Source organism: Cytobacillus dafuensis (assembly GCF_007995155.1).
In the GTDB taxonomy this organism is placed as follows: domain Bacteria; phylum Bacillota; class Bacilli; order Bacillales; family Cytobacillaceae; genus Cytobacillus; species Cytobacillus dafuensis.
On the sequence record NZ_CP042593.1, the window covers coordinates 2,311,649 to 2,327,605 of the forward strand.

Sequence of the window (15,957 nt, forward strand, 5' to 3'; positions counted from 1 at the left end):
ATTTGTAAACATTATTGTGAAGTATTATGAGGGTGGAATCGTTTAACAAATTTACAGATTCGTTGAGGAAAAAATAAAAATTCCCATACAAAAGGGCTCTAGTGATATAGTGGGGGATGAAAGCCGACTAAGAACGCCACGTCCTGTGGCAACGTCGGCACTAGCACGTCCTGTTCGTCGAAAATCCCCCACTGATGGAAGTTTCACTTTATCACAAGAAAACCCTTTCGTAGTCAGGAATTTACGGTCCCTAGTAGATACCCTCAAACCAATTATTGAGGTTATACGAAAAGAAATATTTGATATAAATTCAACTTGATTAATAGCTTGAATTGATTTGTAGTGTAAAGCTCGCACCAATATTTTGTCAAGTTCAAATTTTCAGAAAATATAATTGACATTAAAAATGGTTTTGTTTAATATAGTGACTAACAGGAGGCAAATATGTCTACTATTTCAATAAAATTCCACCATACTTTTAAAAAAGATCTTGCTCATCTGTATAATCGAGTCAATCAGGAGATATACGGGGTCGGTGTTAAAAAACAGAGAATTGAAACCTTTGATGATAGAGTCATTATTTTTGCACAGCATAAGCGTGTACAGGCATTAAAAATGCTAAGCAAGAATTTTCAGCTCCTTACCATTTCGGTTGATTCAGCATTAATTGTTGAATTTAAATCGTTATTCAAAGTGCAGATTGAAGAAACTCTTCATCTGAAAGTAAAAACAATTTTAAAGGATTATGATCCCCTAAGTGAAGAAGCTTGTACAATCATTTACTTTGAAGAATAATATGCATTCAATTTTGTTTGGGAAAGCTGCGCAGTGCGTATCTATCTTAAACCAATCTTGAAAGCGGTTCCTTTAGCTTTTGTTTATCGAAAGTTTTATGAAACCGCAGTAATAGGTCATCTTATTATTGGATGTCTTCTATTACTGCGGTTTTTTATATATTTTTTCCCTTTTGAAAATCGGAGGTGATAAAAGATTTATTCTTATCTGTTTAGGAGATTACTTTTTTAAAATGGGGGGCTGAACTTGGAAAAGCTAAATCCTGTAAAAGTTGGAACTTTAGGATTTCAGCATGTTTTGGCAATGTATGCGGGTGCTGTAATTGTTCCATTAATCGTCGGGCCTGCAATTGGTTTAAACGCTCAGCAACTAGCCTATTTAATTTCAATCGATTTATTCACCTGTGGGATAGCCACATTATTGCAGGTTATTGGCGGAAAGCATTTTGGAATAAAATTGCCTGTCATATTAGGGTGTACCTTTACGGCAGTAGGACCAATGATTGCAATTGGGAAATTAGAAGGAATCACATCTATATACGGGGCCATTATTGTATCAGGAATAATTGTTATGATCCTATCCCAGTTTATGAGTAAAATCATGCGATTCTTTCCACCTGTGGTAACTGGTTCAGTTGTATCCATCATCGGAGTTTCCTTAATTCCGGTTGCAATGAATAATGCAGCAGGAGGTCTGGGATCTCCAGACTTTGGAAGTACGCAAAATCTACTTTTAGCCATATTAACTCTTGCCCTTATTATAATAATAAACCGTTTCTTTAAGGGGTATATGAAAGCCATATCTGTCTTACTTTCCTTAATCGCAGGCACGGTTGTGGCATATTTTATGGGGATGGTTAGTTTTGATGATGTATCCAATGCCTCATGGTTTCATATCGTTCAGCCTTTTTATTTTGGATTTCCAACCTTTAGCTTCTCTGCCATCCTTACCATGACCCTTGTAGCCATTGTGAGCATGATAGAGTCGACTGGTGTTTTTTTAGCATTAGGTGATGTTTGTGATCGAAAGCTAGAATCTAGTGATATTAAAAAAGGATTACGTGCTGAAGGACTTGCAGTTATAGTAGGTGGAATTTTTAATGCATTCCCATACACCTCTTTCTCGCAAAATGTGGGTTTAGTAGTTTTGACAAAAGTAAAAACGAGAAATGTTGTCATTTCTGCAGGGGTCATTTTAATGATTTTAGGTCTTTTGCCTAAGATCGCTGCTCTAACAACGATTATTCCAATGGCCGTTTTAGGGGGAGCGATGATTCCGATGTTTGGAATGGTTATTTCCTCCGGTGTAAGAATGCTTTCAGCGGTGGATTTTAGTAAAAATGAAAACCTATTAATCATAGCCTGCTCAATCGGAATTGGACTTGGATCAGCAGTTGTTCCTGCAATATTTGGATCCCTCCCGACTAGTATCCGCTTATTAGTAGAAAACGGAATTGTATTAGGAAGTTTGACAGCAATTTTATTAAATTTGGTCTTTAACTATAAAGATTTAAATATATCTGAAAGTGAGCAAGTCAATCAGCTGAAAAGTGATCATTCGGTGGATGTCATTTAATAATCTGCTCTGTTAAATGAATAGAAGCAGAAATAAATAATAAAGGGAGAAGAACTATGGATTTAATTCTTAAAAACGCAAATATTCCTCAAGGAGATCGTCAAGTATTAACGAATATACTGGTAAAAGACGGAAAAATCGCAGGTTACTGCAACGATATTAGCATTTTAAACGCTGCACAGGTGATTGATGTAGGTGGAAAGCTCGTTGTTCCTGGGTGTATTGATCCTCATACTCATTTCATGGATCCAGGTTTTACGCATCGGGAAACCTTTGCAACAGGAAGTCGTTCCGCAGCCGCTGGTGGGTTAACGACAATTATTGATATGCCATGCTGCAGTAAGCCTTCAGTTCGAGATGGTGATAGTTTTCACAAGAAAATTGGTCCAATTCGTGAACAAGCTTATGTTGATTATTGTTTCTGGGGTGGAATGACAGGGGAAGATGCACGTGAAGGCTGGATTGATAATATTTACCCTCAAATTGAAGAAGGGGTAGTTGCATTTAAGGTTTATATGACACCTTCTGTACCTACTTTCCCAAGAGTTTCGGATGCCGAAATGCTAGAAATCTTTAAAAATGTTGCTAAAACAGGACTGCCTATAGGTGTACATGCAGAAAACTATGATATTTGTACGTTTAATTCCAAAAAATTAGAGAAGGAAGGACGGCTAGATGGTCCTGCATGGGCAGAAGCACGCTCAAGTCTAGCTGAGAAAGTGGCAATTGAATTAATCCTTAGCTTCGCCGAGGCAACGGATGCACGTGTACATGTTGTCCATATGAGTACAAAAGAAGGGGTAGAGCTCGTTAAGGCCGCTAAAAAACGAGGTGTGAAGGTTACAGCTGAAACATGTCCTCACTACCTTGTTTTAAATGCACAAGACTCTATGTCAGAACGGGGATCATTTGCAAAAATTGCTCCGCCATTACGCGGCAAAGAAGATAACGAGTCTCATTGGCAAGCGCTTGCTGATGGAACAATTGATTTTGTCGGTACAGACCATGCTCCATATGAAATTGCAACTGAAAAAGAATACTCTGGCTCTAACATTTGGAATACTTTCCCTGGTATTCCGGGTGTTGAAACAATGGTTCCGATTCTTGTAAGTGAAGGTCTTAATAAAGGGCGATTATCACTCTCTCGTTTCGTCGAGGTAACGAGCCGAAACGCAGCTATTCATTATGGCATTTATCCGAAAAAAGGCTCAATGGAAATTGGTGCCGATGCTGATTTCACAGTCATTGATCTAGAAAAGGAATATGTAATAGATGAGCAAAAAACAGAATCAATGGCAAAATATAATCCTTTACATGGATTGAAATTAAAAGGAAAACCAGTTCAAACCATTATCCGTGGAAACATGATCTATGATGAGGATGGCGGCGGTATTGTAGGGGAAGCAGGATATGGAGAGTATGTACGTCGTCAAAGCATTCAACGCCTAGAGCGAACACTAAAATATGAAAAATATGAAACTGTCAAAATCGAAACGAAAGAAGCGGTAACACAAAATTTATAGGTTTATGAATAGATAGAGAGGGTGATTGAATCATGGAACTAAAAGGAAAAAAGCATTGTGTCGTCATTATTGACATGCTGAATGATTTTATTGGAGAGAATGCTGCATTACGCTGTGAAAATGGCGAAAAGATTGTTCCAAAAATTAGGGAGCTAATAGATTTCGCACATGATCAAAATATTCAAGTTGTTCATGTCCAAGAAGCACATCGTAAAAATGATCGGGATTTCCGTGTAAGGCCGGTTCATGCAGTAAAGGGAACGTGGGGATCACAATTTATTCCTGAGTTACTGCCTGAAGAAGATAAGGGAGACTATGTTGTTCAAAAGAGGAGACATAGTGCTTTTAGCTACACAGACTTTGATCTCTTTTTAAGAGAGGAAGAGATTGATACTGTCGTTTTGACGGGTGTCTGGACGAATGTGTGTGTACGAAGCACAGCTTCAGATGCTCTTTATCACGGCTATCATATTATCTGTATTTCTGATGGAACGGCCTCTCAGGATGATGACATGCATCGATCAGGATTAAGAGATATTGATATTTTTGGAGATATTATGACGACTGAAGAATATAAAGAAGCAGCAAAATTAAAATTCTCCCAAGACCAACAGGTTGTCTAGCTTTAGACAAGAAGAAAGAAAAAAGCGTATTTTAGTGGGAATAACCGGAGCAAGCGGATCATTGTATGCTTATGCATTGGTCCGTGCTCTCCATCAATTAGGAATTGAAACACACTTAATTGTAACGGAGATGGGAGAAAAAGTAATGCAATTTGAGTGTAACAAGAAGATGGATGAGCTCAAGGAATATGCCACTATTCATAGCAATAAAAACCTGTTTGCTTCCATTGCAAGCGGATCATACTTAACGGATGGGATGGTGATTGTCCCGTGCTCAATGAATACACTTGGTGCGATTGCAAATGGAGTCGGAGATACTTTGCTAAGCAGAGCGGCAAGTGTTGTTTTGAAAGAAAAACGAACCTTTATTATTGTTCCGAGAGAAGCACCTTTTAACTTAATTCATTTACGTAATATGACTGCACTTGCTGAGACTGGTGCTTGCATTATGCCTGCATCTCCTGGATTTTATCATAAACCAACAGAAATTTGGGAGCTAGCTAATTTTATGGTTGCACGTATTTTAGACATGCTGAATATTGATCATCGGCTGCTTGAAAGGTGGGGAGAAAAGACATGATTCCAGTAACTATGAGAGCATTATTAGATGACTGGGAAAATAGAGGTCTATTATATCGTATAAAGAAAGAAGTAGATCCCCGCTATGAATTAGGTGCTGTTATTAATTCTAAACAAGGCAGACAGCCATTCCTTTTTGAAAAAATTAAAGGGTATCAATCATCAATGGCAGCAGGACTTGGCGGAGACCGTGATCTGGTTGCTGACAGTATTGGGGTACATACCTCAGAACTTATTCCAAAAATAATTGAATCTATTGTGAATCCTATTCAAACAACTTTAAAAGAAACAGGTCCTGTTCAGGAGAATTTAGTAACAGGAGATTTTGATTTGGCTGATCTATTCCCAATACCAACTTATCATGAAAAGGACTCCGGGGCTTATTATGTTTCTGGCATTCTAGTTGTGAAGGATTTATCAGGGAATAAAAGGTACACCTCCATAAGGAGAATGCAATACCTGGGAGGAAATCGAACGAATATCTTAATTACTTCACCCGAATTATTGGAACAATATTCTCATTTTGAAAAACTTGGAGAACCTATGGAAGTGGCAGTAATGTTCGGTGTTGTCCCAGCAATCGTATTAAGTTCTCAGATTAGCACTCACCTCTATCACACAGATAAGCTAAATGTCGCAGGGGCATTACTTGGACAATCCCTAGATGTTGTTCGCTGTAAAACAGTTGATTTAGATGTTCTGGCTGAAGCAGAAATTGTATTTGAAGGACAAATGCTTCCTCACGAGCGTGAAATGGAAGGACCGTTTGGGGAATTAGCAGGCTATTATGGCTTCCGTTCACCACAGCCAGTAGTTGAAATTTCTGCAGTTACCTACCGGAATAATGCAATTAATCAAACGATTTTCCCTTCAAGCTTCGAAGAGAAACTCCCAATGGCCCTTGTTCGTGAAGCGACACTATTAAGTACTGTAAGACAGGTTGTTCCAAGTATAAAAGGTGTACATATTCCTATGGGAGGTGTCGCGCGCTATCATGCAGTCATTCAAATCGAGAAGAAATCTGAAGGGGATGGAAAGCAAGCTGCACTTGCCGCTTTTGCAAGTGATAAAGATCTAAAGCATGTAGTAGTCGTTAATGATGACGTAGATATCTTTAATTCAGATGATGTAGAATGGGCGATCGCAACAAGGGTGCAGGCAGCCACTGATGTCTTCATAGTTCCTGGTGCTAAAGGCTCCCCTCTTGAATCATCTCATAATCTAAGAGGAGTGTCCGACAAAATGGGGATTGATGCGACCTATCCATTAGGAATGGAAGAAATGTTTAAAAGAACATCTATACCAATAAAAATTAATATAGATGACTATCTCTAATATGTCATCTATAAGGTGTCAGGCACCATTCGTAGACAATCGTCCTTGTGGAGTGGATAGTTTGGGATAAAACAATATTATAATCCTTTTATACATCTATCTGACATTGTAAAGGGAGGGATGATTAATGAAAGCAATCGGTATGATTGAAACGAGAGGACTAACAGCAGCCATTGAGGCACTTGATTCGATGGCAAAGGCAGCGAATGTAAGTCTTGTTGATTTAAAAAGAGTTGGATCTGGTCTTGTTACCGTCATTGTAGAGGGTGATGTTGCAGCGGTAACTGCTGCAGTTGAAGTTGGAAAGACAGCACATAGCAGGACTGGTGGAGAACTTGTCTCTTTTAATGTCATTCCTCGTCCACATTCAGAACTTGCTAAGATTCTTTAATAGGAAGTGATTATTTTTGTCTGAATTTATGAAAAGTGTTGTGAAAGAAGTATTAAAGCCAACGCAAAAACCTAAGGAAAATCCTCTGTTTGGAAGTGAAACCAAGTTTTTATATACGAAATCAATCATAAATAAAACAGCAGAAAGTAAACAAAATCAGACAATACAAGGAATAAGTCGTCCAAATTATCAACAAAAGAATCTACAAAAAAGACTATCAGGTATTTCAGTGGATTCTCCTAATCAAACAGAAAATCACTCTCCTAAAGCTGGATTCATTAGTCAACCAAACTCTCAATCACCTAGAAACAGTGTCGAGGGCTCACTTTCGAAATTACAAGCCCTATCGCTTGTTCAAGGAAATAACCCTATAAACACACATCACCAAGCCAATATCACAGTAAATCGAAATTTATTTAATGAAGAAAGTCAGTTTATTGGCCAATCAAGGGAAGGTGTGAAAGCGTGGGTATTTTCAGGCCTTCATCCAAATCTTCATCCATCCTTTCAGCGTTCGTTAAAGTCTAATTCAATTGGTGTTATTGTTGCGGAAAAATGTTCTGTTGGCCAGCTATTTTTATTAAATGATATTTTAAGAGAATTTTCTTCGATTAAATATTGCTTGACATGGGATAAGAATAGCAAACAAGACTTTGTTCTTGAGTTATATGAAGATCAGACAAAAATACTTACGCAAGCAGTGAAAATGCTGTTTCAAAGGCTTTCACAAAATTCATTCAAACCAATTCAAGTCTTCAAGGCTAACTCTCCAGGCCCATGGCTGACAAAGCAGCTCGGTTTAAAAACACATGTTGATGGAGCTGCAGTTATTGAAGGTATTGATTATTATTCAGCAATCCTCCTCTTAGACCGTTTATTAAAAAAATCACCGGGTACAACTTTTGATTATTCAATAGAAAAAAAATACTTACTTCTATATGGAAATTACGAAATTATTTCACAAGTATCAGAAGAATTGAAGAACCAGGCTGAAAGATTAATGTAGTTTCTTTAAGTCAATTTGATAGGAGGCAATTCATTTGCATGCATTAGGGTTAATTGAAACAGTTGGCTATTTAACAGCTGTTTCGGCTGCAGATGCTGCCGTTAAAGCAGCTAATGTTGAGATTGTAGGTATTGAAAAGGTAATTGGTGTGAGCGGCTACCTCGGTGTGACCATCCATTTAAGTGGGGATGTAGCGGCTGTTAAATCTGCAGTTGATGCTGGAAAGAGCGCTGCAGATCGAGTAGGAAAGGTTATTTCTTCACATGTCATCCCGAGAGCTCATAACGAAGTGGCCAATAAGCTACTTCCGAATTTTAAGCTTGAGAAGAAATCTATAATTAAGGATGAAAATGACTTAACAACAGAAGGTAACTTAGAAGATACGGATCATTCAAATGAATAGTAAATGGGGAGGAAAAATCATGGGTGAAGCTTTAGGTTTAGTAGAAACAAAGGGTTTAGTCGGGGCAGTTGAAGCGGCAGATGCAATGGTTAAGGCAGCAAATGTTGAAATTTGCGGATATGAGAAGGTAGGCTTCGGATTAGTAACAGTTATGGTAAGAGGTGATGTGGGTGCTGTGAAAGCGGCAACCGATGCAGGAGCAGATGCAGCTAGCCGCGTTGGGGAGCTAGTATCCGTCCATGTAATTCCTAGACCACATAGTGAAGTTGAGAGAGTGTTATTATCCAAAAACAGTGGTGAATAGTGATGGGCATTGAAAGGCAGAGTGCGCTGACGGAAAACACTCTGTATGAACTGTGTAATCGAAATGGCAGTGGAAGGCGAATCAATAAGAGAAAACCATATGTCCTGGCTCTTATCACCTCTCATTTGATTGGAATGGAACCAGGACTATCTTATTTGAGAGATTTATCGAATGCTCAAATGATGCTGCGAATTTCTGCAGAAGATGAACTGTTCTCACATTTTTCATTACAAGAGCTTGTGAATTTAATTGGAAACGATGATTGGATTCTGCAAAGAGAATTATCTGAAATGATCATTAATCAGGTGGATATTATTTTTTTACCAATCCTCTCATTCTCACTCGTTTCAGATATTCTTTCATATAATGATCGAAGACTATTGGTTCGAATCATTTTAAAGGCAATATTATCCGGAAAAAAAGTAATCGGATTGAGATTAGGAGCAGACCCCTATCATCCAATTTGGCGAATGAAGGGCATGGATAAAGGACCACAGATTTTAAAAAGAAAACTTCAAGAGCAATTGCAAGGGTTAAAGTCATTGGGGATTAAATTAATTGATACAAATGAAAAAATAGACTTTACTTTTGAAAAAGCATATAAAAAATCAATTATTACGGAGAAAACGATTCGATATGTCCATCAAAACAATCAATCATTTTTATTTATTTCGAATGAGACAATTTTAACACCACTTGCCAAGGATTTGGCAAGAGAGTTGAAAATATCATTAATTACAGAATAAGGGGACGGTCTTTTATGCAAATGGGAATAGTGGTTGGTCGGATTACTGCAACGAGAAAGGATGAAAATCTAGTAGGTACGAAGCTATTAATTACACAACCGATTGGACTAGACGGACAAGTTCTGCCAAACCCCATTATTGCCGTTGATACTGTTGGAGCTGGAATTGGTGAAAGGGTAATATATGTAACTGGAAGTATGGCTTCAAGAGCTATCAGGAACAAAGATGCGCCCATTGATGCTGCAATTATAGGAATTATTGATAGTTTAGAGGGAACGACGTTGGGAGGGTAACAATGGACGCTCTAAAAATTAAAGAAGCAATACAATATAGGAAATTAATAGATGTTTTGTTGAATCCAAACCTCTATGCGGACATTGTTCTAAGAGGAGGATATTTTATCAATGTGATTACCCGTGAAATCTATGAAGCGGATGTAGCGATAAAAGGCCAATATATTTTAATGGTCGGTGATGCAAAAGATTTAATTGGTCCTAAAACGATTATAGAAGAGGTACGTGGAAAATTTATATGTCCTGGTTTTATTGATTCACATATGCATTTTGAAAGTGCGATGCTTACTTGTACAGAATTTTCAAAGCTATCTATTCCAACTGGAACGACAACATTAATCGGTGATCCACATGAGATAGGAAATGTTCTCGGTGTTCAAGGAATGAAAGCGATGATTGAGGAAGCCAAGACTCTTCCAAATCGAATCTTATTCACTGTTCCTTGTGCAGTGCCTGACGCACCTGGTCTTGAAACATCAGGATTTGATGTTTCAGCTAAGGACATGAAGGAATTATTAAATGACCCATATGTTCAAGGAATCGGTGAGATTCAAAGCTTTAGCAATATCCAGCCTGTTTATCAGCATGCCCCAGAATTGATTGATGATCTTGTTGCAGCCGTTTCTTATGCGAACAGTATTGGGAAAACGGTTGAAGGTAATGCCCCTGGTTTATTTGGAAAAGAGCTTGCTGCGCATATTATTAGCGGAGGCACACATGTATCCTGTCATGAAACGACAACAAAGGAAGAGACGGTAGAAAAGCTTCGTTATGGCGTTAGTGTATTCATGAGGGAAGGCTCATCACAAAGGAATATGGCTGAATGCATTAGAGCGATTACGGAAGATGGATTGGATTCAAGAAGGGCGATTCTTGTTTCAGATGATATGGTTCCAGCTGATCTTCTGAAGTATGGCCATATGAATGATATTGTTCGACGTACTATTCATGAGGGGATTGACCCAGTCGAAGCCATTCAAATGGCAACGATTAACCCAGCGACTCATTTTGGTTTTAAAGATGTGGGTGTTATTGCTCCTGGAAAGCGTGCGGATGTTGTTGTAATAAGTGATTTAATGAATATGACAATTGATCAAGTCTATCTTGGAGGAAAAAAAGCGGCCGAAAAAGGAGAGCTTACTATTGAGATTTCCTCTTATATTTATCCAGAAACAGTGAAAAAATCGATAAAACGTAAAGCTGTTAATAAAGAAGATATTGTTATTAAAGCAAATGGAACTAAAGCAAATGGAACAAAGGCAAGAGTACGAGCAATCGAAGCAATTCCTTTTCAGAACCTAACAGGTGGAAGTGAATATACGCTTAATGTGAAAGATGGAACTGTACAGCCTTGCATACAGCAGGATGTATTGCCGCTTCTTGTAGTGGAACGTCACGGAAGAACAGGGAAAATTGGAAAAACCTTTTTACACGGCTTTGATCTGAAATTCGGTGCTATCGCTGAAAGTGTTGCCCACGATACACATAATATTATCGCAACTGGTACGAATTATGAGGATATAGTGACGGCTATCAATCGAGTAATCGCAATGGGTGGCGGAATTGCTATGATCAAAGATAGCAAAGTAGTTGGCGACTTGCCGCTCCGAATTGGAGGATTAATGACAGATGAATTATCAGGCAAGGAATTAAGTGAAAAGGTTGATGAGTTATCTAAGCTTGCAAAGAATGAGCTTGGATGCGGAATAGAAGTACCGTTCATGCATTTGTCCTTTTGGTCACTTGTTACAAGTCCTAAGTGGAAAATTACGGATATGGGCTTGATTGATGTTGATAAATTTGAAATCATACCGACGATTGTTTAAGGGTCATGCCCTTTGAAAAACTTAATTTTGGAGGGAAATCATGGGAGTCAAATTAGTAGATTTAACTCAGGAAATCTATCATGGGATGCCAGTCTTCCCTCTTCATCCATCAACAATGATTTTTACCAATATTACACATGAAGAATCAGAAAAAAAGATTGGTTTTCCTTTTGCTACCAACAATTTAATTATAAATGAGCATGGTCCAACCCATAGCGATGCTACATATGAATATGATCCTAATGGGAAATACATTGATGAGATGCCTTTAGAATATTTTTATGGCCCTGCAGTATGTCTGGATCTATCACATGTTTCTCCAGACCGCTCTATTAGTAGTCGCGATCTTGAAGAGTCATTAGCGGGGTCAGGGCAATTTATTGAAAAAGGAGACATTGTTCTGCTCTACACTGGGCATTACAACCGCTCATACGGGACGGAGAATTGGCTTACAACCTATACAGGTCTTGATTATCATGCAGCAAAGTGGCTGGCTGAATTGGGTGTCGTCAATATTGGAATAGATGCACCTGCAATTGATCATCCAGATGACCCTAATTACTCAGGGCATTTAATATGCAGAGAATATGGCATGACAAACACTGAGAATCTTTGTAATCTTGACCAAATCGCAGGTATGCGTTTTTTATACTTCGGTCTACCGCTTCGGATTCGAAAAGGAACGGGTTCCCCTATCCGTGCAGTCGCTGTTTTCATTGAATAAAATTGGTGGGTGATTTCATGAGAAATGTTTTTAATAGAGAAAAAATCCGTGAAGAAATCATTATTCCTCCTTATGAAGGGAGGAGTGCTTTTTTAAGAAAAGGAGAAGAGCTCATCATCATCGATTTGGAAGGTAAGCAGGTTGGTGATTTTATCTGCTTTAGTCATTCCGATCCTACAGAACATGTTTCCCCTGTCCATATGAGAGCTTCTTTAAGCAGCATCCGTTTAAAAAAAGGAGATCTCCTCTATAGTAATCGGCGCCGCCCCCTTATGCAGCTTTTAGAAGATACGGTGGGAGTTCATGATATCTTCTTCCCAGCATGTGATTATTACCGTTATAAAATTGATTTCGATAAAGAGGATCATCCAAATTGCCACGATAATCTTGAAACAGCTCTAAAAAAGTACAAAATTCAACCTGCTGTCATTCCGGATCCAATTAATCTTTTTATGAATAATGTGGTAGATGATTCGGGTGATTATGTAATCGAAGAACCGCTTTCAAAACCAGGTGATTATGTAAGATTAAAGGCTTTGGATGATGTAGTTATTGCTTGCACAACTTGTTCACAAGATATGGCTCCCGTGAACGGATGGAAGGTAACTTCATTAATAATGCAAATTGTGGAGGCGGAATAAATGGATGAGATTCAATTTCTTCAAAGTTTACTCCGCACTAATAGTTCAAATCCCCCTGGAAACGAGCATAAAGTAACGGAAGTTTTTATTGAAAGATGCAAGAAAATAGGTTTGCCATTTAAAATAACATATCTTGAAGAAAACCGAAGTAATTTGGAAATCACACTTAAGGGACATGGAGAAAAACACTTAATCCTATGTGGGCATATGGATACGGTTTCACCGGGTAAGACCGAATGGGATTATCATCCTTATTCAGGTGAAATCGTTGAAGATAAGATATATGGAAGAGGAGCTTCTGACATGAAAAGCGGCCTAGCGGCCATGTATCTTGCTCTTGAATCCTTGTTTATAGAAAAGAAAACACCTCCTGCTACGATTACTTTTTTGGCAACTGCTGGTGAAGAAGTGGATAGCTGTGGTGCTAGGGTCTTTCTTGAAGGAAACGAAGCGAGAGTAATTGATGCACTTGTCATAGGCGAACCTACAAATGAAAAGGTAGTAGTCGGACATAAAGGAGCTCTATGGCTCGAAATTACAACTTACGGAAAAACTGCTCACGGTTCTATGCCTGACCACGGTATAAATGCTGTGGACCATATGGTAAGTATCATTAATATTTTGGAATCTATAAAAGTTGATTGGCAAATGGAGAAGCAGCCTCTCGGGAAGAGCAGTCTTGCTGTAACAATGATAGAAGGCGGTATTCAAACAAATGTCATTCCTGATAGATGTACAATTCGAGTGGATATTCGGACAATACCTCCGCAAACTCATCAGACCTTAGTTGATGAGCTAAATAAAAGATTAGAAAGTCTAGTTGGAAAAAATGAAATCTATAAATTTAGTATTTCAATGATATTAGATCGTCCACCTATTTTAACCCCAGCTTCATCGAACATCATTCAATGTGCCTTAGCCATCAAAAATGAAATAGACTCAAACTGCTCAGGTGTTTCTTACTATACGGATGCAGCAGTTCTCAATCCTAGAAGTGAAATACCGACGTTAATATATGGACCTGGAGATGAGAAATTGGCTCATCAGCCAAATGAATGGGTTAGTATTTCCTCTTATAGACGCTCTATCGATTTTTATAAAGCTTTGATTTTATCTTTTGATGAAAAAATGATAGCAGAGCCTAATCCATTTCGCGGAGGATTCAAATGAGAAGTATTCTAATAAAAAATGCCGAAATCATAACGATGAATGAAAAGGAAGAGATTTTAAAAGGGGATATCTATATTGAAGATGATCGTATTGTTGAAATCGGAAAAAACCTTTCTCATTTTGCAAGCAAAGTAATCGATGCAACTGGCCGAACAGTAATTCCAGGATTTATCCAGACACATATTCACCTTTGCCAAACATTGTTCAGAGGACAGGCTGATGATTTGGAATTAATGGATTGGCTGAAGCAAAAAATTTGGCCGCTTGAAGCATCTCATGACGAGGAATCTATTTATTATTCTGCCATGCTAGGCATTGGAGAGTTATTACAAAGCGGGACTACCACCGTTGTTGATATGGAAACCGTTCATCATACTGACTCTGCTTTTAAAGCAATTGCCGAAAGCGGGATCCGTGCTTTAGCCGGAAAAGTCATGATGGATAAAGGAGACGAAGTCCCGGTTCTTTTAAGAGAAAATACAAAGGAATCCATTCAGAAAAGCGTTGATTTACTTGAAAAATGGCATTATCATGACGGCGGCAGAATCCAATATGCATTTTGTCCAAGGTTTGTTGTCTCATGCACGGAGGAATTATTAATAAATGTAAGAGACCTTTCAGCCAAATATCATGTAAGAGTCCATACGCATGCCTCTGAAAATGCGAATGAAATATTGATAGTAGAGCGTGAACATGGTATGAGGAATGTTGTTTATTTAGATAGTATCGGCCTAGCAAATGAGAGGTTGATTCTTGCCCATTGTGTATGGCTGAACGAAGAAGAAAAGAGAATCATTAAGGAACGGGGTGTTAAGGTTAGCCACTGTCCTGGTTCGAATCTAAAGCTCGCTTCCGGTATCGCTGAAGTCCCATCCCTTCTTGATTCGCATTCCTATGTTAGCCTTGGTGCGGACGGAGCCCCTTGTAATAATAACCTTGATATGTTCAATGAAATGAGACTTGCAGCCATCATTCAGAAGCCTGCTCATGGACCAACAGCTATGAATGCTAGAACGGTTTTTCGAATGGCAACCATTGGTGGTGCAAAAGCAGTAGGAATGGAAAATGAAATAGGCAGCATTGAGCTTGGAAAAAAAGCGGATCTTGCCATTTTAAATTTAAATGATTTTCATATATATCCTTCCTTTGATATTGATCCCATCTCAAGAATTGTTTATTCTGCAACAAGAGCAGATGTGGAATCAACCATTGTAAATGGGAAAATTTTAATGGAAAATAGAAGGATGAACACGATAGACAAGGATATCATATTAAAGGAATCAAATAAATCAATCAAACGTTTGACCAAAAGACTAGAATCAATTATGTATTGAAATGAAAAATATCCCCTTCCAAAATCATTTTTTCTCATTCATTAGTAAAACATATCAATATTCGGTAATATGGGAATATGTTATGTAATCATAAATTTTGGAGGGTCCATGTATGACAATTGAAATTCCTAGTCGGGATGAACTCGGCGTCATTTTAAAAAAAGCAAAACGGGTTGCGGTTGTTGGGTTAAGCGGAAATCCTGAAAGAACTTCTAATATGGTATCTAAAGCGATGCAGGACGCAGGTTACGAAATCATTCCAGTTAATCCAACTGTAGACGAAGTGCTGGGTGTAAAAGCTGTCAAGAGCTTGAAGGAAATTGAAGGTCATGTCGATATTGTGAACGTTTTCCGACGTTCAGAGCATCTGTTAGAAGTGGCAAAGGAGTTTGCTGAAATCGATGCCGATGTCTTTTGGTCTCAGCTTGGCTGTATTAGCGAAGATGCTTATAACTTCTTGAAGGACAAGGATTTTACAGTGGTCATGGACCGTTGTATTAAGGTAGAACATGCACTAACAAAATAAAGTGATGACATGAGATCTTTATAGGTCTCATGTTTTTTCTTTTCTAAAAAAACCGCTAAATCAGCCGATATAGAAAAAAAGCCATTTGCCAAATGAAAATAAATAGATACAATAAAGCATAGACGCTTATTAAAAATATGGTAAAATACACACAACGAACATT

The 15,957-nt window shown here is 38.2% G+C and carries 18 protein-coding genes and 1 riboswitch; all 18 genes read left to right on the plus strand.

Going from position 1 to position 15,957, the window contains the following annotated elements; translation table 11 throughout:
* Positions 1-210: 210 nt before the first annotated feature.
* Positions 211-309, minus strand: a riboswitch (purine riboswitch).
* 135 nt (positions 310-444) lie between these two features.
* The 18 genes from FSZ17_RS10945 (at position 445) to FSZ17_RS11030 (ending at position 15,794) form a co-directional block, all read left to right on the plus strand.
* Complete coding sequence (locus FSZ17_RS10945; RefSeq protein ID WP_057770209.1) at positions 445-795, plus strand: Na-translocating system protein MpsC family protein; 351 nt, start codon at positions 445-447, stop codon at positions 793-795.
* Positions 796-1,041: 246 nt separating this feature from the next.
* Complete coding sequence (locus FSZ17_RS10950; RefSeq protein ID WP_082625196.1) at positions 1,042-2,370, plus strand: nucleobase:cation symporter-2 family protein; 1,329 nt, start codon at positions 1,042-1,044, stop codon at positions 2,368-2,370.
* 56 nt (positions 2,371-2,426) lie between these two features.
* A complete protein-coding gene (gene allB, locus FSZ17_RS10955; RefSeq protein WP_057770212.1) occupies positions 2,427-3,893 on the plus strand; it encodes an allantoinase AllB in 1,467 nt (488 codons plus the stop codon).
* Between the two features lie 32 nt (positions 3,894-3,925).
* Positions 3,926-4,516, plus strand: coding sequence for a cysteine hydrolase family protein (locus FSZ17_RS10960; protein WP_057770215.1), 591 nt, complete (start codon positions 3,926-3,928; stop codon positions 4,514-4,516).
* On the plus strand, positions 4,509-5,096 hold the full coding sequence (locus FSZ17_RS10965) for a UbiX family flavin prenyltransferase (RefSeq protein ID WP_228460317.1): 588 nt from the start codon (positions 4,509-4,511) through the stop codon (positions 5,094-5,096). The genes FSZ17_RS10960 and FSZ17_RS10965 overlap by 8 nt, the downstream gene beginning before the upstream one ends.
* Positions 5,093-6,430, plus strand: a complete 1,338-nt coding sequence (locus tag FSZ17_RS10970; protein ID WP_057770217.1) for a UbiD family decarboxylase — start codon at positions 5,093-5,095, stop codon at positions 6,428-6,430. The genes FSZ17_RS10965 and FSZ17_RS10970 overlap by 4 nt, the downstream gene beginning before the upstream one ends.
* 127 nt (positions 6,431-6,557) lie before the next feature.
* Positions 6,558-6,821: a BMC domain-containing protein gene (locus FSZ17_RS10975; RefSeq protein WP_057770220.1), complete on the plus strand. Its 264-nt coding sequence runs from the start codon at positions 6,558-6,560 to the stop codon at positions 6,819-6,821.
* Between the two features lie 16 nt (positions 6,822-6,837).
* Positions 6,838-7,827: a hypothetical protein gene (locus tag FSZ17_RS10980; protein WP_082625197.1), complete on the plus strand. Its 990-nt coding sequence runs from the start codon at positions 6,838-6,840 to the stop codon at positions 7,825-7,827.
* 34 nt (positions 7,828-7,861) lie between these two features.
* Positions 7,862-8,230, plus strand: a complete 369-nt coding sequence (locus tag FSZ17_RS10985; protein WP_057770222.1) for a BMC domain-containing protein — start codon at positions 7,862-7,864, stop codon at positions 8,228-8,230.
* A gap of 16 nt (positions 8,231-8,246) precedes the next feature.
* The gene (locus tag FSZ17_RS10990) at positions 8,247-8,534 is read left to right on the plus strand and encodes a BMC domain-containing protein (protein WP_228460348.1); all 288 of its coding nucleotides are present in this window, start codon (positions 8,247-8,249) and stop codon (positions 8,532-8,534) included.
* Positions 8,535-8,536: 2 nt separating this feature from the next.
* Positions 8,537-9,280, plus strand: coding sequence for a hypothetical protein (locus FSZ17_RS10995; RefSeq protein ID WP_057770228.1), 744 nt, complete (start codon positions 8,537-8,539; stop codon positions 9,278-9,280).
* 14 nt (positions 9,281-9,294) lie between these two features.
* Positions 9,295-9,573, plus strand: coding sequence for a EutN/CcmL family microcompartment protein (locus FSZ17_RS11000; RefSeq protein WP_057770230.1), 279 nt, complete (start codon positions 9,295-9,297; stop codon positions 9,571-9,573).
* Between the two features lie 2 nt (positions 9,574-9,575).
* Positions 9,576-11,399 (plus strand): adenine deaminase, encoded by a 1,824-nt coding sequence (gene ade, locus FSZ17_RS11005; RefSeq protein WP_057770233.1) that lies wholly within the window; start codon positions 9,576-9,578, stop codon positions 11,397-11,399.
* Positions 11,400-11,439: 40 nt separating this feature from the next.
* Complete coding sequence (locus FSZ17_RS11010; RefSeq protein ID WP_057770236.1) at positions 11,440-12,123, plus strand: cyclase family protein; 684 nt, start codon at positions 11,440-11,442, stop codon at positions 12,121-12,123.
* A 17-nt stretch (positions 12,124-12,140) separates the two neighbouring features.
* Complete coding sequence (locus FSZ17_RS11015; protein WP_057770239.1) at positions 12,141-12,764, plus strand: DUF1989 domain-containing protein; 624 nt, start codon at positions 12,141-12,143, stop codon at positions 12,762-12,764.
* The gene (locus FSZ17_RS11020) at positions 12,765-13,934 is read left to right on the plus strand and encodes a M20 family metallopeptidase (RefSeq protein ID WP_057770244.1); all 1,170 of its coding nucleotides are present in this window, start codon (positions 12,765-12,767) and stop codon (positions 13,932-13,934) included.
* Entirely contained in the window at positions 13,931-15,268 is a 1,338-nt protein-coding gene (locus FSZ17_RS11025) for a 5'-deoxyadenosine deaminase (protein WP_057770247.1), read from the plus strand. The genes FSZ17_RS11020 and FSZ17_RS11025 overlap by 4 nt, the downstream gene beginning before the upstream one ends.
* Positions 15,269-15,380: 112 nt before the next feature.
* Positions 15,381-15,794 carry a CoA-binding protein gene (locus tag FSZ17_RS11030; RefSeq protein ID WP_057770250.1) on the plus strand — a complete coding sequence of 138 codons (414 nt, stop codon included), beginning with the start codon at positions 15,381-15,383 and terminating at the stop codon, positions 15,792-15,794.
* Positions 15,795-15,957: the final 163 nt, after the last annotated feature.